Source organism: Duganella sp. CY15W (genome assembly GCF_009857555.1).
Lineage (GTDB): Bacteria > Pseudomonadota > Gammaproteobacteria > Burkholderiales > Burkholderiaceae_D > Rugamonas > Rugamonas sacchari.
Genome location: NZ_WWCQ01000006.1, coordinates 306,143 through 326,031 on the forward strand (window position 1 = coordinate 306,143; position 19,889 = coordinate 326,031).

General features: G+C 63.3%; 17 protein-coding genes. 11 read left to right on the forward strand and 6 right to left on the reverse strand.

Going from position 1 to position 19,889, the window contains the following annotated elements; genetic code table 11:
- Positions 1-133: 133 nt before the first annotated feature.
- The 5 genes from GTP58_RS26220 to GTP58_RS26230 all read left to right on the forward strand — a co-directional run bounded on the left by GTP58_RS26220 (position 134) and on the right by GTP58_RS26230 (position 5,404).
- The gene (locus GTP58_RS26220) at positions 134-817 is read left to right on the forward strand and encodes an SIMPL domain-containing protein (RefSeq protein ID WP_072786525.1); all 684 of its coding nucleotides are present in this window, start codon (positions 134-136) and stop codon (positions 815-817) included.
- A gap of 108 nt (positions 818-925) precedes the next feature.
- The gene (locus GTP58_RS31145; protein WP_167544310.1) at positions 926-1,081 is read left to right on the forward strand and encodes a hypothetical protein; all 156 of its coding nucleotides are present in this window, start codon (positions 926-928) and stop codon (positions 1,079-1,081) included.
- A 210-nt stretch (positions 1,082-1,291) separates the two neighbouring features.
- Positions 1,292-1,432 carry a hypothetical protein gene (locus GTP58_RS31150; RefSeq protein ID WP_167544311.1) on the forward strand — a complete coding sequence of 47 codons (141 nt, stop codon included), beginning with the start codon at positions 1,292-1,294 and terminating at the stop codon, positions 1,430-1,432.
- A gap of 100 nt (positions 1,433-1,532) precedes the next feature.
- The gene (locus GTP58_RS26225) at positions 1,533-1,898 is read left to right on the forward strand and encodes a hypothetical protein (protein ID WP_161079961.1); all 366 of its coding nucleotides are present in this window, start codon (positions 1,533-1,535) and stop codon (positions 1,896-1,898) included.
- Between the two features lie 77 nt (positions 1,899-1,975).
- Entirely contained in the window at positions 1,976-5,404 is a 3,429-nt protein-coding gene (locus GTP58_RS26230) for a response regulator (RefSeq protein ID WP_161079962.1), read from the forward strand.
- On the opposite strand, the gene GTP58_RS26235 is transcribed toward GTP58_RS26230, so the two are convergent.
- Positions 5,382-6,761, reverse strand: coding sequence for a pitrilysin family protein (locus GTP58_RS26235; protein WP_161079963.1), 1,380 nt, complete (start codon positions 6,759-6,761; stop codon positions 5,382-5,384). The two genes, GTP58_RS26230 and GTP58_RS26235, sit on opposite strands and share 23 nt — an antisense overlap.
- 4 nt (positions 6,762-6,765) lie before the next feature.
- Positions 6,766-8,082 carry a pitrilysin family protein gene (locus tag GTP58_RS26240; RefSeq protein ID WP_161079964.1) on the reverse strand — a complete coding sequence of 439 codons (1,317 nt, stop codon included), beginning with the start codon at positions 8,080-8,082 and terminating at the stop codon, positions 6,766-6,768.
- Between the two features lie 104 nt (positions 8,083-8,186).
- Here GTP58_RS26240 and GTP58_RS26245 point away from each other — a divergent pair, with 104 nt between their 5' ends.
- The 3 genes from GTP58_RS26245 (at position 8,187) to GTP58_RS26255 (ending at position 12,022) form a co-directional block, all read left to right on the forward strand.
- The gene (locus tag GTP58_RS26245; RefSeq protein WP_139260621.1) at positions 8,187-8,666 is read left to right on the forward strand and encodes an acyl-CoA thioesterase; all 480 of its coding nucleotides are present in this window, start codon (positions 8,187-8,189) and stop codon (positions 8,664-8,666) included.
- Entirely contained in the window at positions 8,663-9,733 is a 1,071-nt protein-coding gene (locus GTP58_RS26250; protein WP_161079965.1) for an alpha/beta hydrolase, read from the forward strand. The genes GTP58_RS26245 and GTP58_RS26250 overlap by 4 nt, the downstream gene beginning before the upstream one ends.
- A gap of 90 nt (positions 9,734-9,823) precedes the next feature.
- Positions 9,824-12,022, forward strand: a complete 2,199-nt coding sequence (locus tag GTP58_RS26255; RefSeq protein ID WP_161079966.1) for an OsmC domain/YcaO domain-containing protein — start codon at positions 9,824-9,826, stop codon at positions 12,020-12,022.
- A gap of 17 nt (positions 12,023-12,039) precedes the next feature.
- Here the strand turns inward: GTP58_RS26255 and GTP58_RS26260 are convergent, their stop codons facing one another.
- Positions 12,040-12,615, reverse strand: coding sequence for a DJ-1/PfpI family protein (locus GTP58_RS26260; RefSeq protein ID WP_161079967.1), 576 nt, complete (start codon positions 12,613-12,615; stop codon positions 12,040-12,042).
- A gap of 166 nt (positions 12,616-12,781) precedes the next feature.
- On the opposite strand from GTP58_RS26260, the gene GTP58_RS26265 reads away from it, so the two are divergent.
- Positions 12,782-13,051: a KTSC domain-containing protein gene (locus tag GTP58_RS26265; protein WP_072786539.1), complete on the forward strand. Its 270-nt coding sequence runs from the start codon at positions 12,782-12,784 to the stop codon at positions 13,049-13,051.
- Here GTP58_RS26265 and GTP58_RS26270 read toward each other — a convergent pair.
- Positions 13,032-14,225 carry an MFS transporter gene (locus GTP58_RS26270; RefSeq protein WP_161079968.1) on the reverse strand — a complete coding sequence of 398 codons (1,194 nt, stop codon included), beginning with the start codon at positions 14,223-14,225 and terminating at the stop codon, positions 13,032-13,034. The two genes, GTP58_RS26265 and GTP58_RS26270, sit on opposite strands and share 20 nt — an antisense overlap.
- Complete coding sequence (locus GTP58_RS26275) at positions 14,222-15,115, reverse strand: dihydrodipicolinate synthase family protein (RefSeq protein WP_161079969.1); 894 nt, start codon at positions 15,113-15,115, stop codon at positions 14,222-14,224. Before GTP58_RS26275 ends, GTP58_RS26270 begins: the two co-directional genes overlap by 4 nt.
- Positions 15,116-15,174: 59 nt before the next feature.
- Between GTP58_RS26275 and ptsJ the strand changes: the two genes are divergently transcribed.
- Positions 15,175-16,479 carry a transcriptional regulator PtsJ gene (ptsJ, locus tag GTP58_RS26280; protein ID WP_161079970.1) on the forward strand — a complete coding sequence of 435 codons (1,305 nt, stop codon included), beginning with the start codon at positions 15,175-15,177 and terminating at the stop codon, positions 16,477-16,479.
- A gap of 53 nt (positions 16,480-16,532) precedes the next feature.
- Positions 16,533-17,114: an SET domain-containing protein gene (locus GTP58_RS26285; protein ID WP_161079971.1), complete on the forward strand. Its 582-nt coding sequence runs from the start codon at positions 16,533-16,535 to the stop codon at positions 17,112-17,114.
- Here the strand turns inward: GTP58_RS26285 and GTP58_RS26290 are convergent.
- Positions 17,038-19,881: an EAL domain-containing protein gene (locus tag GTP58_RS26290; protein ID WP_161079972.1), complete on the reverse strand. Its 2,844-nt coding sequence runs from the start codon at positions 19,879-19,881 to the stop codon at positions 17,038-17,040. The genes GTP58_RS26285 and GTP58_RS26290 overlap by 77 nt on opposite strands.
- Positions 19,882-19,889 lie beyond the last annotated feature (8 nt).

Below are 19,889 nucleotides of genomic sequence, written 5' to 3' on the forward strand. Positions count from 1 at the left end.
TGTACCGGCTTCACCTGGGGGCGTTCCGGTTTGGCCGGCAGCGTGTTGTTGAAACCGGGATTTTTATTTTTGCAAGTAGAAAAAAATGTCTACATTGTGAATAATGCGCTTTCCTTCATTACGGAATCACACCATGCTGAACAAGCTTGCTTTGACGGTGGCCTTGCTGCCGTTTGCTGTCCACGCGTCCAACCTGCCGGACTATCCCTTCATCCATACTGCCGGCGAAGGCTTTGTGATGGTCGCGCCCGACATGGGGGAGATTGATTTCGACATCACGGCCTTCAATGCCGATCCCGCCGTGGCGTCGGCCACGGTGGCCGAGCGCGTCGGCCAGGTGCAGGCGCTGATGGTCGAGGGCGTAGCCAGCGCGGCAACGCGCGACGCGCGCAAGGAAATGCGCAGCGCCGAGGCGGATTATTCAGTGCGCAGTTCGGTCCATATCGTCGTCCGCGACATCAGCAAATGGCGGCCCATCATGCAGGCCTTGCTGGCCATGCCCAACATCGATCACATGTCGACCTCGTTTGGCCGCAGCGACCGCGAAAAAGCCGAACAGGAACTGACCGTGGCCGCGATCCGGGATGCCCAGCGCCGCGCCGAAGCGATGGCGTCCGGCTTCGGCAAAAAGGTGGGGGCGGTGAGCGCCGTCTCGTCCGGCCAGCTGCGCAATCTGACCAATGCCGTCGGCCTGATGCCGGGCGACCTGTACTTGCGCAACCGTAGCGTGGATGCGCCGTCGGCCGACAAGGATTTCCTGGCAACGGAAGTGCTGCGCTGGTCGCAAACCGTGGATGTGATCTTCCGCATCAAATAAGCCGGTACTGGTCTGCGTGTGCTGGCGCACGCAGGCCGCCAATTGCGCCTTGTATCTGGCTCTGCATCCCCAACACTGAAAGCAAGTTCACCAGAAAGGGAGCGCAGCATGCACATCAATCACCCGCGCTACGCGCACATCACGCCAGACCCGGAAACCCCACCGCCGCCACCGGAGAAAGATCCGCCGCCCGACAACAGCCCGCTGCCGGAACAGGCGCCGATTGAAGAGCCCGTCCCGCCCAAGCCACCGATGAAAGCCTGACGCTAAATGCCGCCATGTGTGCGCTGGCGTACCGTCCGTTGCGTGGAACGGACGGTATTCTGGTTCCACGCTCTGAATTGCCGTGAGAAAGTGTGAGAGTCGTTGCTCGGCGGATACATTTTATCCAATTTGTGTCGACCGTCACACAGGGGTCATGAAAGAGTTTCTATAATTTAGTCATGTCGTCGGTCTTCAGTCACGGAGAGCATCATGGGCAACTCTTTACACAATAAAATCTACCTCGGCCGCCGCAGCGTTGCCCTGAGCACCAAGCGTGTACAAGCCATGGTTTGTGTAGCGGCCTTCGCCAGCATCGGCCTGGTCTGGTTGCTGATCCGAGCGCTCCAGTAAGCGCTGTCTTTGCCATTGCACGGTGGCGCCCTGGCTTGCCGCCGGGCCGCCGTACGCGTACCATGAGGGCCGCAAGCAGTCTCTTATGGAAAAAATGGCAATGAAGAACGAAAAATTCACGCAAGACGAATACGACGCCCTCAACGAAGTCAAACGCGGCATCAAGGGCGATCGCGTCAGTGCCTGCGTCGGCCGCAACAGCAAACGCCTGTCCGGCCTTAAACTCATCAGTATCGCCCGCAATGGCCACATCTCGCTGACCGACAAGGGCGAGCAGACGCTTTTCCTGCGCCGCTGCGTGCTGGCGCTGCAGGCCTTGGCGGCGCAACCGGGCAGCGCAATCGACGCCGACGTCGCGCTGTTCCTCGGCAAGAAATCCCACATCAGCGAGCGCACCGAAGGCGGCTTCGACATCAGCGACAAAGGCCGGGAGTCGCTCGCGGACATCATCAGCCAGGGCTTCTGATCAAAAACGCTCCTACGGAGCGTTTTTTTTCTGTAATGTAGCGTTTATCCATAGCAAAAAAACACTCTGCGCCCGCCATGAGATTCAAGACGCTGCAAAAGTTCCGCAAACTGTTCCGTGTGCTGGTGGCGGCCGTGGTGGTGGGACTGCTGGTGATGACGATTTTTGTGGGGCATGTGCTCAACAAGAGCCGCATGCGCTATTACGCAGCGGCCGAAGAAACCTCCCACAACCTCGCCATCGCGCTGGAGAATTTCCTCCATTCGCATTTTCAGGAAGCCGACCTGGCGATGCGCCGGGCCGACCTTGAATTCCGCACCATGCACGAGCAGCATCGCTTTGACGATGCCCAGTTCAGCGCCTATCTGCGCGGCCTCAAGGAACGCCTGCCGCACGCGCAGGCGGTGCGCGGGTCCAATGCGAAAGGCCTGGTGGTGTATGGCGAAAACGTCGATCCGGGCCATCCGCAAGACCTGACCATCCGCGAGTTCTACAACCGTGTGCAGACCGAGCACCAGCTGATCTTCGGCATCCCGGTCAAGTCGCGCATCAGCGGCGAGTGGGTGCTGCCGCTGGTGTATCCGCTGACCTTGCCGAACGGTGAATTTGGCGGCACCTCCTATGTGCTCATGAACAGTTCGCGCATCACGGAAGCGTTTTCCGCGCTGAACGTGGGGCCGCATGGCTCCATCGTGCTGCTGGACGAGCGCAAGCGCGTGCTGCACCGCTATCCGGAACTGGCCGATATGGCGTTTGGCAGCACGGTCAGGGTCAACGCCGTTACCCAGGCGCTGCTGGACGGCAAGCAGCAACGCGCCAGCTACACCGTGGTCAGCCCGCGTGACGGCCAGGAACGCACGCTGAGCGTGGAAAAAGTGGGCGCCTATCCGGTCTACGTTTTCGTCGGCCTGGCCAGCACCGATTTTCTGGCGCCGTGGTACCGCGAAGTGCGCAACGCGTCGATCTTTCTGGTGGTGCTGATCGGCCTCGGCGTGGCCTTGATTATGGGGGTGCGTTACGGCTTGCAGAAACAGTTCCAGATCCTCATGGCGCTCGGTGACGCCGACCGCGCCCTGCAAAATTCGCTGACCCAGCTGACCGCATCGGAATCGCGCTGGCGCTCGCTGACCGAAGGCCTGCCGCAAATGGTGTGGACCGCCACGCCGGAGCCGCGCATCGATTTCATGAGCCATCACTGGCAAGAGTTCAGCGGCATCCCCGCCGACCAGCTCATGGAATCAGGCGACTGGTCGCGCGTGATCCACCCGGATGACCGCGCCGCCGTGGCCGCCGCCTGGCAGCGCGCGCTGGCCGATGGCAGCCAGTTCCGCTGCGACTGCCGCCTGCGCCGCCACGACGGTGTCTGGCGCATCTTCGACAACCACGCGCTGCCGCAGCGCGACGCCGACGGCGCCATCGTCAGCTGGGTGGGCAGCAGCACTGACAGCACCGAGATGCGCGCCGCCCACGATGCGCTGTTGCAGGCCAAGGAGGCGGCCGACAAGGCCGGCCGCGCCAAGTCGGACTTCGTCGCCAATATGAGCCACGAAATCCGCTCGCCCATGAACGCGGTGCTGGGCATGCTGCAGCTGCTGCGCCAGACCCAGATGAGCGGGCGCCAGCAAGACTATGTCGATAAAGCCCATTCCGCCGCCAGCGCCTTGCTGGGGCTGCTCAACGACATCCTGGATTTCTCCAAGGTCGAGGCGGGCAAGCTGGCGCTGGACCCGCACCCGTTCCGGCTCGACAAGCTGTGGCGCGATCTGGCCGTGATCCTGTCGGCCAATGTGGGCAGCAAGAATATCGAGGTGCTGTTCCGTATCGATCCGGCGCTGCCGTCGCTGGTGGTGGGCGATGCCTTGCGTCTGCAGCAGATTTTGCTGAACCTGGCCGGCAACGCCATCAAATTTACCGAGCGCGGTGAAGTGGTGGTGTCGGCGCAGCAGGTGGCGCATAGCGAGCATAGTTTATCGATTGCGTTTGCCATCCGCGATACCGGCATCGGCATTGCGACCGACCAGTGCGAGCGCATCTTTGACGGCTTCTCGCAGGCCGAAGCGTCCACTGCGCGCCGCTTCGGCGGCACCGGTCTGGGACTGGCGATCAGCCAGCGCCTGGTGCGTCTGATGGGCGGCACGCTGCGCGTGGTGAGCCAGCTGGGGCAGGGCAGTGTGTTCGATTTTACGGTGGAGTTCGGCATTGCCGCGCAGCCGCCGGAATTCGTGCCGGTCACCGCCATGCCGCCACAGGATGCGCTGATGCGCGGCCTGTCCTGCCTGGTGGTGGACGACAACCCGGTGGCGCGCACGGTGCTGCGCGAGATGGCGAATTCCTTCGGCTGGCGCGTGGATGTGGCCGCGAGCGGCTATGAAGCGCTGGATGCGATCTCGGCGCAGATCGCGCGGCGCAAGGCTTACGACGTGGTCTTCATCGACTGGCGCATGCCGTCGCTGGACGGCTGGGAAACCAGCTGCCGCATCCGCGCGCTGGCGCCGGAAGGCAACACGCCGCTGATCGTGATGGTGACCGCGCACGACCGCGAGCTGCTGGCGCAGCGGCATCGCGAAATGGAACCGGTGCTGGATGGCTTTGTGGTCAAGCCGGTCACCGCGTCCATGCTGTTTGACGCGGTCGCCGATGCGCGCCTCGATCACCGCAAGCCGCTGCTGTCGGCGCTGGCGCCGTCACAGCGGCGGCTGGCGGGGCTGCGCCTGCTGCTGGTGGATGACAACCTGGCCAACCAGCAGGTCGCGGGCGAATTGCTCAGCAACGAAGGGGCGCAGATGGAAGTGGCCGGCTCGGGGCCGATGGCGCTGGCGGTCGTGACACGCCCTGGCCCGCTGCCGGACCTGATCCTGATGGACATTCAGATGCCGGAAATGGACGGCTACCAGACAACCAGCGCGATCCAGGCCAGGCTGGGCAAGGCGACGCCGCCCATCGTGGCGATGACCGCCAATGTGATGGCGTCGGACCGGCTGGCGGCGCTGGAAGCGGGCATGGCCGACCATGTCGGCAAGCCCTTCGATCTGGAACAGTTGATCGCAGTGATATTGAAGCACGCGCGGCATGGCGTATTGGCGGCGCAGGCGCAAGCGCCCGTGGCTGACAGTGTGCCGGCGCCAACCGCCATGGACGATGGCGCGGACGGCGCGTTGCCGGCGTCCGGCCTGAACAGCGCGGCAGCACTGAAACGTCTGGGCGGACTGGAATCGGTCTACATGATCGCGCTACGCAGCTTTGTCGCCGAAGCGGAGAAGCTGGCGCAGCAGTTGCAGACCGCGCGTAGCGAGCAGAACACCGAGGCGGCACTGCCCGCGCTGCATACGCTCAAAGGCCTGGCGGGCACGGTTGGCGCCGATCGGCTGGCGACGCTGACGCAGCTGGCCGAACGTGCCCTCAAGCAAGACGCCACGGCCTGGGCGCCGCTGGAAGAAGTCCTCGACGCCTGTCCCGCAGTCGCCGAGGATATCGAACACCTGCTTACCGGAAGCCGTCGGCGGTAATCTCCAGCTCCGTGACTTCGCCATAGGTCTTGGCGATGTCGCGGATGGCTTCCGCCTTACCAATCAGCACCGTCTGCAGGCTGGTGCGCGGGAAGTGCTTGTCGATGAGCGCCTTGGCTTTCTCCGGCGTCAGGCCGTCCACATCCTTGGTGAAGTTATCGATCTGCGCACGGCCCACCTGGTTGGCATACATGTCGCCAAGCAGGCCGGCCAGCTGCTCGCTGGTTTCGTAGCGCGGCGGGAACTGGCCCTTGACGTAAGCCTTGGCTGATTCCAGCGTAGCCTTGTCGATGCCCTTGTCCCACAGGCGCTGATAGGTCTTGTTGGCCAAGGCCAGCGCCGCTTCCGTCTTCGGCAGGGCGGTGAAGCTGCTGATGGCAAAGGTGCCGGTTTGCGACAGCGTTGCGAACTGGCTGCCGGCGCCGTAGGTCAGGCCGGAATTGACGCGCAGCTCGTCATTGAGCCAGGACGTGAAGCGGCCGCCCAGCACCGTGTTGACCACTTGCAGCGGCACGTAGTCCGGATCGTTGCGGGCAATGCCGGCGCCGCCGATCAGGAAGGTGGTTTCAATCGCATCTGCCTTGTTGACCAGCAGCACCCGCGCCTTGTCGGCCTTGACCTTGCCATTGTCTTGCGCGGCAGGCGCCGGACCGCTGGCTTGCCAGGCGCCGAACAGCGACTCGATCTGCTTGCGCATCTCGGCTTTCTGGAAATCGCCCACCACGATGATGGCGGCGTTGTCCGGGCGATAGTAGTGCTGGTAGTAGCCCTGCACATCGGCCTGCTTGAGCGCGCTCACACTGTTGACCGTGCCGCTGGCCGGAATGGCATACGGGCTGTCGCCAAACAGCATGGCGCGGTAGTAGGTTTGCGCGACATTGCGCGGCGATTCCTTGGCTTGCTTGAGACCGTTGACCTTGCGGTCGCGCAGCTTGCCCAGCTCCGTGTCGTCAAAGCTGGGCTGCTGGACGATTTCGGCAAACAGCGGCAGCAGGGCAGGCGCATCGGCCTTGGCGAAGTTGGCTTGCACCGTGCTCGACTCGGCGCCAGCGCCACCGGCGATGCGCGCGCCGCGATAATCGAACGCCTGGTCGATGGCGGTTTTGTTATGGGCTTTGCTGCCCAGCAGCAGGGCGTCGCCGGTCAGGTTGGACAGGCCCGGCTGGGCGCCGTCGTTGACCGCGCCGGCCTTGACCACGGCGCGCACCGAGATCAGCGGTACTTCGTGGCGCTCCATCAGGTAGACGGTGAGGCCGTTCTGCAAGGTGACGGTATCGAATTCGGGCAGGCGGAATTCCGCTGCGCCGGCCGTGGCAGCGCTGGCGGCCAGCGCCATGGCAATGATGGTCTTGTTCATATAATCAGTCCTCCTTCGCAGCCAGCACGCCAACCGTGCGCTGCGACTTCTTCAGGTATTTGGCGGCGACGGCCTGGATATCGGCCGGCGTCAGTTTCTCGTAGGCGGCCGATGCGCCGAACATCTTCTGGTAGTCGCCAAAGATGACTTCGTAGGTGCCCAGCTGCTGCGCCTTGCCGCTGATGGTTTCCTGTTCGCGGTACAGGTTGACGAGCTTCTGGTTCTTCACCTTTTGCAGCTCTTCCACCGTGACGCCGTCTTTGACCAGGCGATCCACCTCGGCCAGCAGCGCCTGCTCCAGCTGCGCCGGCGTGACCTTGGCAGTGGCCACCGCCGACAGGTACAGCAGGCCAGGATCGAAGCCGTCCATGCTCTCGGCGCTGACCTGGGTGGCCAGCTGCTTGTCGACCAGCGCCTGGTACAGGCGCGAAGTCTTGCCGCCGGCCAGCACGCCTTGCAGAACTTCCAGCGCGTAGTAGTCAGTGCTATTGGCGGCCGGGATCTTGTAGGCGATGCTCAGATTGGCCGAGGTGGCCGATTCCTTGGTCACGAACACGCGGCGCTCACCGGTCTGCGGCGGCTCCACGGTCCGCACCGCCGGCGGCAAGGGGCGCTTCGGTATGCCGCCAAAGTATTTGGTGGCCAGCTGCTTCACCTGATCCGTTTTGACGTCGCCGACAATTACCGCGACCGCGTTGTTGGGCGCGTAGTAGGTGCGGAAGTAGCGCTCCAGATCCTGCTGGGTCCAGGCCTTGATGTCGGACTCGTGGCCGATCACCGACCAGGAATAGGGATGGGCCAGGAAGGCCACGCTGTTCAGTTCCTCATGCAGCGCCCGCATATTGGAGTTTTCCAGGCCCGTGCTGCGTTCGGACAGTACCACCCCGCGCTCGCTGGCCACCATTTTCGGATCGATGGTCAGGTTGGCCATGCGGTCGCTTTCCAGCGTAAAGATGGTTTCCAGTGAGGAGGCCGGGAACCAGTCCTGGTACACGGTCAGGTCGTTGCTGGTGTAGGCGTTGTTGGCGCCGCCCTTGGCTTCCATGGTGCGGTCAAACATTTTTGGTCCGAATTTCTTCGAGCCGTTGAACATCATGTGTTCAAAGAAGTGCGACAGGCCGGTGATGCCAGGCGCCTCGTTGCGCGAACCGACTTTCCAGAAGGTGTACATGGTCGCGTTGGGAATGTCGTGCGATTCCAGTACCAGGAACTTCATGCCGTTGGACAGCGTGAACGTCTGTACCTGATCGGCGGTCAGCGCGGCTTGCGCAGTGGCGGCCATGCCCAGCATGATGCTGGCGGCCAGGGCTTTCCATTTCATGAGCACTCCTTCAAAAGTAAGAGCGCAGCATACACTTTTTGATAACTATTTGCGAATGGCAAGTTTAGCGGCTAGCATGTGATGAAACTAACAGGAGCCAGGCAATGGAAAAACCGATGAGCTGGGTGGCGCATGAACTTAGCATGACTGTGCTGATGACGCCCGATATGGCCAATTTCTCAGGCAACGTCCACGGCGGCACGATCTTGAAATACCTCGATAGCGTGGCCTATGCCTGCGCCAGCCGCTACTCGGGCAGCTATGTGGTGACGCTGTCGGTGGACCAGGTGATGTTCCTGCAACCGATCCACGTGGGCGAGCTGGTGACCTTCCTGGCGTCGATCAACTACACCGGCAATACGTCGATGGAAGTGGGGATCCGCGTGGTGACGGAAAACATCCAGCAGCGTCTGGTGCGCCATGCCAACAGCTGCTACTTCACCATGGTGGCGGTGGACTCGGAACGCAAGCCCGTCAAGGTGCCCGCGCTGGTGCCGGAAACCGAAGAACAGAAACAGCGCTGGGAGCAGGCCGTGCTGCGCAAGCAGGCACGCCAGATGGTGCACGGCAGCCGCAAGAAATGAAGCGCCTGATGGTGATGGCCGCCTGTGTCGCGGCAATGGCCGGCGCGCTGGCGGCGCAGCCGACCGGCAAGGAGATCATTGGCGATGTGAGCCGCATCGTCGCGCCCAACGGTGTGCAGGAAAACTTCAAGCTGCACATTGGCGGCATCGACCAGTGGATCTACACGCGCGGACAGGACCGCAAGAACCCGGTGCTGCTGTTTGTACATGGCGGACCGGCGTCGCCGAGTGCGCCCACCATGTGGATGTACCAGCGTCCGCTGGAAGAATACTTCACGGTGGTGAACTACGATCAGCGCGGCGCCGGCCGCACTTATCTGGACAACGACGTGGACGCCGTGCGGCCGACGCTGCGCATAGCCCAGTTCGTCGATGATGCGGTGGAAATTGCCCAAGCCATCTCCAAACGCTACGGCAAGCGCAAGGTGATCCTGGCCGGCCACAGCTGGGGCACGGTGGTGGCGATGCGCGCCGCGCTGGCCCATCCCGAACTGTTCCATGCCTATGTGGGCATCGGCCAGGTCATCAGCATGCTGGACAACGAAAAGGTCAGCTTCGACTTTGCCATGGCGCAGGCGCGCAAGGAGAACAACACCCAGGCGATCCAGGAGCTGGAGTCGATTGCGCCGTATCCGGGCAATACGCCGATCACGCGCGAGCGCATCGTTACCGAGCGCACCTGGGCGCAGCACTACGGCGGCCTGGCGGCTTACCGCAGCGACTTTGGCTACTACTTCAACGCGCCGCTGCTGTCGCCCGAGTATGACGACAAGGCAGAGCAGGCCATCGACAAGGGCAGCCTGCTGACGCTGGAACGCGTGCTCAACGAATGGCTGGAGGTGGACTTCAAGCCGGTCAGCAAATTCCCGGTGCCAGTGGTGATGTTCATGGGCCGCCACGACTACACCACGCCGTCCGGACCGACGGCAGCCTGGCTGTCGAAAGTGAAAGCCCCGTACAAGCGCGCGGTCTGGTTTGAACATTCCTCGCACCTGGTGCAGTTCGAGGAACCGGGCAAGACGCTGGTCAGCCTGCTGGAATACGTGCGTCCGCTGGCGAAGGACTGAACGCGGGATGGTCGGCAGCCTTTGCCGTGGGGGCTCAAAAGCCGGATAATAGCGGCTACATCATTTTGAGCACTATTTTGGAACACTCCCATGGAAATTAAGGTCAACTTTCTCGATAAGCTGCGACTTGAGGCTAAATTCGATGACTTCACGGTAATTGCCGACCAGCCCATCCGCTACAAAGGCGATGGCTCCGCGCCTGGTCCTTTCGATTACTTCCTGGCGTCGTCGGCCTTGTGCGCTGCTTATTTCGTAAAGTTGTACTGCAATACACGAAATATCCCGACCGAGAATATCCGCCTGTCGCAGAACAACATCGTCGATCCAGAAAACCGCTACAAGCAGATTTTCAAGATCCAGGTCGAACTGCCGGAAGATATTTCGGAAAAAGACCGCCAGGGCATCCTGCGCTCGATCGACCGCTGCACCGTGAAGAAAGTGGTGCAGGAAGGCCCGGACTTCATCATTGAAGAAGTGGCGAACCTGGATGCCGACGCCCAGGCGCTGCTGACGGTGACGTCGGACGCCGGCGCCAGCACCTACATCCAGGGCAAAGACTTGCCGCTGGAGCAGACCATCGCCAATATGTCGGCGCTGCTGGCCAGCCTCGGCATCAAGATTGAAATTGCCTCGTGGCGCAACATCGTGCCCAATGTGTGGTCGCTGCACATCCGCGACGCGCACTCGCCGATGTGCTTCACCAACGGCAAAGGTTCGACCAAGGAAAGCGCGCTGGCCTCGGCGCTGGGCGAATACATTGAACGCATCAGCAATAACCACTTCTACGCTGGCGCGTTCTGGGGCGAAGACATCGCCAACGCCGAGTTCGTGCATTACCCGAACGAGCGCTGGTTCAAACCGGGCCGCAAGGACAAGCTGCCGGAAGATATCCTCGATGAGTACACGCTGGAAATCTACAACCCGGATGGCGAGCTGCGCGGCACGCACCTGATCGACACCAATTCCGGCAATGTGGCGCGCGGCATCTGCTCGCTGCCGTTTGTACGCCGTTCGGATGACGAGGTGGTCTACTTCCCGTCCAACCTGATTGAAAACCTCTACGCCAGCAATGGCATGAGCGCCGGCAATACGCTGGCGGAAGCGCAGGTGCAGTGCCTGTCGGAGATTTTTGAACGCGCGGTCAAGCGCGAAATCCTCGAAGGCGAAATCGCCTTGCCGGACGTGCCGCAGGAAGTGCTGGCGAAATATCCCGGCATCGTGGCCGGCATCAAGGGTCTGGAAGAGCAGGGCTTCCCGGTGCTGGTCAAGGATGCGTCGCTGGGCGGCGTGTATCCGGTCATGTGCGTGACCTTGATGAACCCGCGCACCGGCGGCGTGTTTGCCTCGTTTGGCGCACACCCGAGCCTGGAAGTCGCGCTGGAGCGTAGCCTGACCGAACTGATGCAGGGCCGCAGCTTTGAGGGCCTCAACGATTTGCCACGCCCGACCTTTGCCAGCGAAGCCGTCACCGAGCCGTACAACTTTGTCGAGCACTTCATTGACTCGAGCGGTGTGGTGTCGTGGCGCTTCTTCAGCGCCAAAGCGGATTATGACTTCGTCGAATGGGACTTCTCGGGCCATGGTGAAAACTCCAATGCCGAAGAAGCCGCCACCTTGCTGGCCATCCTCGACGAGATGGGCAAAGAAGTCTACACGGCCGTGTACGACCAGCTGGGTGCGACCGCCTGCCGCATCCTGGTGCCGGGCTATTCGGAAGTCTATCCGGTGGAAGACCTGGTGTGGGACAACACCAACAAATCGCTGCTGTTCCGCGCCGACATCCTGAACCTGCATCGCCTCAACGACGAACAGCTCGAAGCGCTGCTGGACCGCCTGGAAAACAACGAGCTGGACGAGTACGGCGACATCGCCACGCTGATCGGCGTCGAGTTTGACGAAAACACGGAATGGGGCCAGCTGACCGTGCTGGAACTGCGCCTGCTGATTAACCTCGCCTTGCAGCAGTTTGAAGAAGCGCACGAACTGGTCGGCGCCTTCCTGCAGTACAACGACAACACCGTGGACCGCGGCCTGTTCTATCAGGCCTTGAATGCGGTGCTGGAAGTGACGCTGGATGACGACATGACGCTGGACGACTATGAAGTCAATTTCCGCCGCATGTTTGGCCATCCGCGCATGGATGCGGTGCTGGGTTCGGTCGATGGCAGCGTACGCTTCTACGGCCTGACACCAACCAGCATGCAGCTGGAAGGTCTGGACCGCCACCAGCGTCTGCTGGACAGCTATAAAAAGCTGCACGCAGCGCGCGCCAAGGCGGCAGCCAAATAAAGTCCGTCATCTAGGCGCTAGGCGGATTCAGCCGTGAGCATGGACTGAAACTCTGCGATGGTTTCTGGCGCGAGGCCAACCGCAGCAAACACGGCGCACGTAAAGCTGAGCGGCGCAGTGCCGGCTGCGGTGATGATGCCCTCGCTGGCCACAGCGCGCGGACTGGCCTGGTAAAGCGCGCCGCCGTGATAGCCCGCGGCATTGTCTTGCAAGAACTCGGCGCCGTTGGAGGTATGGGCAACGGTGTCGAGCAGGCCGGCGCGCGCCAGCGCCAAAGTGCCGCCACAAATGCCCGCGATGCCTGCGCCATTCGCGCGCGCAGTGCGCAGGAAGCTGTTCAGGTCCGGGGCATCCCGCTGTTCCCACAACGTGCCGCCGATGACGGCCACCACATCCGGCCGCCAGTCCAGGCATTGCTGCAGGCCGTCCTCCACCGTGACAGCCAGGCCGCCCATTGAACGAAACTGCCCTTGCCCCTGCATCGGCGTGAAAAACCGGGTCTCAATCCCGTAGTATGGCGCCGCCGTTCCGGCGATGAACGCATATTCCCAATCGGCGAAACCGGGCGTCAATATCAATCCAATGCTGGGCATTGCTGGCTTCCTTTCAATTGAACTGCATGGTTGTATAAAAAACACCATTATATTGGTGTTCGCTACCAATTTCTGTCAGGAGAGGTGCGCAGATGTCTCTTGCATGCTATCGACTGCGCGCGGCGATGGCGCTACTATCTGAGAACGGGACAAAAAGGAGGCCAGCATGGAGATGAAACGCATTAATGCGGGAAAACTGCGGGCCATCGGCTACGACGCGCGTGACAAAATGCTGCGTGTGGAGTTTGAAGACGGTACGGCCATGGACTATTCCGGCGTCGGCAACGAGGTGTGGCGCAAGCTGTCTACCTCCGGTTCAGCCTGGAGCTACTACCGTGACAATATCGAAGAAGAGTACACCGGCCGGCGCGGCGTGGTGCGCAAGCCCACCACGCGCGCCGACCTGGAAGACTTGTTCAAGCCGCCTGCCGACTAAGTCCGCGCTCCAGTGTTGACAGCAGCACGGCAGTGGTCATCAGCACCATGCCCGCGATCAGCGGCAGACGGGCGTCCTGCCCGATCAGCATGCCGGCCACGGCGGTGCCGGCGGAGCTGGAGGTGATCTTCATGGCCGCCACCCACAGGAAGATCTGGCCGCGCGCCATGGGCGGCGCATACTCGGTGCGTGCGGCCAGCGTGGCGGCAAAGAAAAAGGCGTTCACCGTGCCGGATAGCCAGAACAGGCCGACAGCCACCATCCAGTCCGGGCTCATCATGATGGCAAACAGGCCGCAGGCCGCGCCGAGCGCCAGCATCGTCATGAGCTTGTCCGGGCTGCCGCGCAGCGGCCGCAGCATCAGGCCCACCGATCCCGTCAGGTTGCCGATCCCGTAAGCGGCCGTCATGGCCGCCGCGCTGGCCAGCGGAATCCCTAGCATGCGCGTCATCTGCACTGCAGTGATCGGCAGCGCGGCCATGCTGAACGCCACCAGGCAAGTCATGTACAGCGTGCGCCGCAAGCGACCATCCTGCACGATCACGCCGATGGTGCGCCAGGCACCCGGCACCGCTTGCGGATTGCCGCCATGTTCAGGCGCGCTGTAAGGCAGCAGCATGACCAGGCCGGCCGCCAGCAGGGTGGCAAACGCCAGGCTCAGGCCGGCGTAGGTAGGCGAGGTCCAGGCCGAGACGGCGGCAACGGTGGATGCGCCCAGTGTGTTGCCGATGCCGTAAGTGGCAATGTCCCATCCCTGCGCGCGCCGCAGCGTACGTTGCTCTCGGCCGGCGATGGCGGGCAGGCGGGTGCTGATGCCGCCCGTGAGCAGCGGGCCGCACAGGCCGGCCGTCGCCAGCAGCAGCGCTGTAAGCACGACCGGAATCTGGCCGTAGCTGGCCACCGCGACGGCCAGGGCGATGGCATACAGCACACAGGCCGTGGCGATCACCTTGCGGCCATCGTCGGCGAGGTCGATGCGGCGCGCCACAAACGGCCCCAGCATATGTGGAGCGGTGAGGCAGGCGCCCAGCAAGCCGGCCAGGCTGCCGCCGTCGCCGTGCAGGGTGACCAGCAGCACGATCGCCACCACCGCGCCACCATCCGCCATGCGCGCCAGTGCGGCTGCGGCGACGTAGCGCGCCAGTGAGGTCCACGGTGGCGCGCTGGTGTTCATGCCAGCTCCAGCGTCTCGATCAGTTTGGCAAGCTCGGCGCGGTCGGCATCGACCAGGGCGGTGAGCGGCAAGGGCAGGCAAGGGTGCTGCACCAGACCCAGTATCTCGAGTGCGGTAGCGGTAATGCTCAGGCTGCCGCCGTGGCGGGCGATCAGGTCCCAGTACGGCCGCAGACGTTCAGACAGCTGCGTCGCAGCGTCCGCATGGCCGGCTTGCGCGGCGCGCGCGATGGCCAGCGTGGTGCGCGGGAACAGGCCGCCGATGACGGAGTACCACGCTTCGCAGCCCGCGTTCATGCCGGCCGCGCCAAACCAGTCGCCGCTGACGCCCAGCGTGACGCTGGCCGGGATCAGGGCGCGCAGGCGGGCCACGCGCTCTGCGGCTGCGGCGGGATCGGCCGGCACGCCGGGAATCTTGATCGAGCCGATATTCGGCAACTGGGCAATGCGGCCATGCAGCTCGTCGCTGAAGTTGAAGCGGGTGGTGCCGGGATTGTCGTACACGCACAGCGGGATCGACAGGTTGCGCGTGACGTTTTCGTACAGGCCATAGACTTCCTCCGCCTGCAGACTGTGGTACGAGACAGGCGCCAGCAGCACCGCGCTGGCGCCCGCCTTTTGCGCATCCTCGGCCAGCTCCAGCACATCGCGGGTGCGTAAGGCGCCGATGCCGACCATCACCGGCACGCCGTCCGCATATTCCACCGCCAGTTGCGCGGCGCGCGCGCGTTCGGCGCGTGTCAGGTAGGGATAGCAGCCGGTGGAGCCCAGCGCGCCGATCGAATCGACGCCAGCCGCGGCCAGGCGCCGCACCAGCCGGCCAAAGGCGGCTTCGTCCACGCCGGTTTCGTTCATCGGGGTGATGGGGAATGCGCTAAGACCGGAAAACATGGGCGAGGCTCCTGATAGGGTAGAATGTCTGATACATAATAACATTATGTCCTAGGACAATGTCAAAGATCTCTGGAACCACTGCAATTGAAATTGCCGACTGCATCCGTGCGCTAGTGCAAAGCGGCTACTATGCCCCTGGCGCCGCGCTGCCGCCGGTCCGTGAGCTGGCGGAGACGCTGGGCGTCAACCGCAACACCGTGGCTGCGGCCTACCAGCGGCTGACCAAGGCTGGCCTGGCCATCGCGCAGGGCCGCCTGGGCACGTCGATTGCCGCGCCGCCCGGCGCCGGCGAACAGGAAGGCATGAGCACCGACTCGCCGCTGATCGACCTGGCCCACGGTAATCCGAACCGCGACTGGCTGCCGGATGCGTCCACGCTGCTGGCGGGGCGTCCGCTCAAGTCGGCGCTGTATGGCGAGGCGGCGATCCTGCCGGAGTTGCGCGAATGTGGCCGCAACTGGTTTGCGCCAGACTGTCCGCCCGGCTGGGAGCTGGAACTGACGCACGGCGCGGTGGACGGCATCGAGCGCCTGGCGGTGGCCCATCTGGTGGCCGGCGACAAGGTGGCGGTTGAAGATCCGTGTTTCCTTGGCAGCATCAACGCGCTGCGCCTGGGCGGCATGCGCGCAGTGGGGGTACCGATTGACGAGGAAGGCATGCAGCCGCAGGCGCTGGCGCGTGCGCTGGAAGACGGCGTGCGCGCGGTGCTGCTGACGCCGCGCGCGGGCAATCCCACCGGCCACAGCCTGTCGTCGCGCCGCGCCGACGAGCTCAGGCGCGTGTTGTCCGCCTATCCGAATGTACTGGTGATCGTGGATGACCATTTCGCCTTGCTCACGGAATCGCCGTATTACTCGGTGATTCCCGCCAGCACCGCGCGCTGGGCCGTGCTGCGTTCCGTCTGCAAGGGGCTGGGGCCGGACATGCGCCTCGCCTTCGTGGCGTGCGATGCGGAAACTGCCACCCGCTTGCGCACCCGGCTGGCGCCGGGCATGACCTGGGTCAGCCGGCTGCTGCAAACCATCGTCGGCGCGTGTCTCGGCTCGGCCGAGGTGCGGGCGCAGATCGACGCCGCACGCGCAGCGTATGCAGCGCGGCGCACGGAAATGTGCGCGGCGCTGCAGGCGCAAGGCATCGCCGTGTTCCAGCCCAGCGGCGGCCTGAATGTGTGGATTCCAGTGGCGCGGGATGCCAGGGATGTCGCTTACGCGCTGGCCAGGAAAGGCTGGCTGGTGCGGCTGGGCAGCGCCTACGATGTGCAGGGCCAGTCGCAGGCGATCCGCGTCACGGTGTCCACGCTGGGGGACGGTCAGGCGCAGCAGTTTGCAAAAGACCTGGCGCACGCCTTGCGATCTGATTGAATCATCTGGGTGGCTGTGGTTTAATCAAAAGATCGTTGATCTCAGTGATTACCATGCACAGCGCCAGCCATCCAGACCCACAGCAACAGCAAGCCCTTCCTGCATACCGCGTCGAACGTTCCAGCGTACACGGCAACGGCGTATTCGCCCAGCGCGATATTGAGCCGGGAGAACGCGTGATTGAATATGCCGGCCGCGAGATCGGCTGGGACGAAGCGCAAGCGCGCGCGGACGCCCAGGGCGGCCCGCACAACCACACGTTCTTCTTCAGTCTGGCCAACGGCAATGTGATTGACGGCGGCGACCATGGCAACGAGGCGCGCTTCATCAACCATTCCTGCGAGCCCAACTGCGAGGCCATCGAGGAAGAGGATGGCCGCATCTTCATCTACGCGCTGTACGAGATCAAAAAGGATGAGGAACTCAATTATTCCTATCCGCTCATCTACGAAGGCCGCCACACGCCCGCCATCAAGCGCGCGTTTGCCTGCCGTTGCGGTGCGCTCAATTGCAGCGGCACCATGCTGGCGCCCAAGCCGCGCAAGCGCAAACCCAGGGTCAAGCCAGTGCCGCTTGCAGAGCTCGTCCCTGTTGCAGCAGTAGTTCAAAGTCCGCAACCGGTAGCGCTGGGCTGAAGTAGTAGCCCTGGATTTCGTCGCAGCCGCTGCGGCGCAGATAGTCCAGCTGGCTTTCGGTCTCCACGCCTTCCGCAATCACGCGCAGCTTGAGGTTGTGCGCCAGCGCGATGATGGAGACCACAATGGCCGCCTCGTCGCCGTCGATGATGTCACTGATGAAGGAACGGTCGATCTTGAGCACATCGATCGGGAATTTGCGCAGGTAGGAAAAACTGGAATAGCCGGTGCCGAAGTCATCGATGGACAAGGCGACGCCGAGCGCCTTGAGCTTGTGCAGCAGCTCCACCGCCTGCGCCACATCGCTCATGAACAGGCCCTCGGTGAGTTCGATGTCCAGGCAGGCCGGCGGCAGGCCGGTTTCCTGCAGCACGTCCGCAATCGAGGCCACCAGATGCGGCTCGCTGAACTGGCGCGGCGACAGGTTGACGGCCACGCGCAGCATGCCGTGGCCCGCATCCATCCACGCTTTCGCTTGCGCGGCGGCGGTGCGCAGCACCCAGGCGCCGATATCGACAATAAGGCCGGTCTCTTCCGCCAGGCCGATGAAGCGGCATGGCGCCACCATGCCCAGTTCGGGATGCTGCCAGCGTAGCAGCGCTTCCATGCCCACCACGCGGCCGGTCTGCAAATCCACCTGCGGCTGGTAGTGCAGCACCAATTCCTGCCGCTCCAGCGCATTGCGCAGCGCGCTTTCGATGCGCAGCCGCTCGCGCGCCTCTTCGTTCATGGCCGGCTCGTAGAACTGGGTATTGTTGCGGCCCAGCTTTTTGGCGCGGTACATGGCAATGTCGGCATGCTCGATGAGGCGCTGGGCCGGTGTGCCGTCGGCGCCGTAGATGGCCACGCCAATCGAGCACGTGACAAAAAACTCTTTGCCCTCAAGCATGACTGGCCGCGTAACGGCATGCATGATGCGCTGGGCAGCGTCGTGCGACAGCGCTTCCTCGGGATATTCGGCCAGGATGGCGACGAATTCATCGCCCGACAGGCGCGCCACGGTGTCGCTGTCGCGCACGCTTTCCTGCAGGCGCTGGGCGACGGTCTTGAGCAACTGGTCGCCGGCCTTGTGGCCGAGGCTGTCGTTGACGAATTTGAAGCGGTCGAGGTCGATCAGCATGACCCACAACGGTTTGCCGCTGCGGTTGGCAAACGCCACTGCCTGCGTCAGCCGGTCCTGCAGCAGGATGCGGTTGGGCAGGCCGGTCAGCACGTCGTGGTGGGCAATGTGCTGGATGCGCTGTTCGGCCAGCTTGCGCTCGCTGATTTCGGTGCCGGTGCCACGGTAGCCGCGGAACTTGCCGTCGCGGTCAAACACCGGCTCGCCGCTGGTGCTGAACCAGTGCACCTGGCCATCGGTGCCGGGCAGCGAGTACTCCAGATTGGTGAAGGGCAGGTGGGATTCCAGCGTGGTGCGGTGGTCGCGGCCCCAGCGGTTGTCCCACATCTCCGGATGCAGTTCCCAGCGCGTGCGGCCGAGGAAGCGTTTGGGGTCCTGTTTGCCTTTGTCGAAGAAGCCGCCTGTGATATTGATGAAGCGGAAGTTTTCATCCTGTTCCCAGTACCAGTCCGAAGACAGCGCCAGCAGGCGGCGGAAGCGGTGCTCGCTTTCCTGCAAGGCTTCCTCGGTGCGCTTGCGCGCGGCCACGTCTTCGGCCAGCTTGTCGTTGCTGAGCTTGAGTGCATGGGTACGTTCGTCCACCAGTTTCTGCACGCGCCTGGAACGTTGCGCCAGCGAGTTGACGAACGCCGTCGTGAGCAGCGTGAACAGCAGGCCGCCGATCAGCGTCGAGATGGAGCCCAGGTGCTGCGGCAGGAACGGGCGTGGCAGCGGCGTCACCAGCACGTGCCAGGATTTGCCGGCGGCGTGGAAGCTGCGGGTGTAAGGCTCGCGATAATCCACCGCCAGCCAGCGCTGCACCGCGTTGGGCGCTGGCAGCAGGCCGACTGGTTCGCCGCGGCTATAGATCAGGTTGGCGGCACTGAGGTCATCGCCTATGTAGACTTGCAGCATGAGCTCGCGGTCGTCGAGCAAGTCATTGGCCAGCAGGATTTTGTGGATCAGGTCGGCGGAGCGGATGACGGCGCTGGTGTTGCCGACCCAGGCCGCGCGGCGCCGTTCGATGGTGTTCAATTCCACACCCTGGCGGTAGACCGGCAGCATCATCACAAAGCCTTTTTGGGTGCCGCGTTCCTGCTGCAGCCGCATCAGCGGCGTGGTGCGGGCCTGGGCGCTGTCCACGGCCTCATTCATGACCCGCAACATCGGCGCGATCGAGGCCACATCCAGGCCGAAGGCGGGCTCGTTGCCTTCCAGCGGTTCCAGGTAGTCCACGATCACGTGCTGGGGGCGCGCATCCATGGGGCGGTTGCCAGTGTCATGCAGGCGGTAGCCGGGCGACTGTTTCTGCATCTCCGCTTCCAGCCGGCGCGCGCCCGCTTCGTCCAGCACGCGGTGGAAATTGAAAGCTTGTACAAATGGATAACGTTCCAGCAGCGGCTGGGTAAAGCTGGCGAATTGCTCGCGGCTGACAGTACCCATCGACCTGAACAGGCCATTAAGGATGGTGACCAGTTCCAGCGTATCGTCCATGCCACGCCGGATGGCGGCCGCGCGTGCCTGGCCGCGCTGCTGGAAGCTCAGTTCCATCTTGCTGTATTCCAGTGCGTTGACGGCAATGAACAACAAGGCGGTGACGGCCAGCCCGGTCAGCAAGGTCAGCATGGCCGCCACGGATACTCTGGAGGACTTGCGGGAAGACGGCATGACGCGCT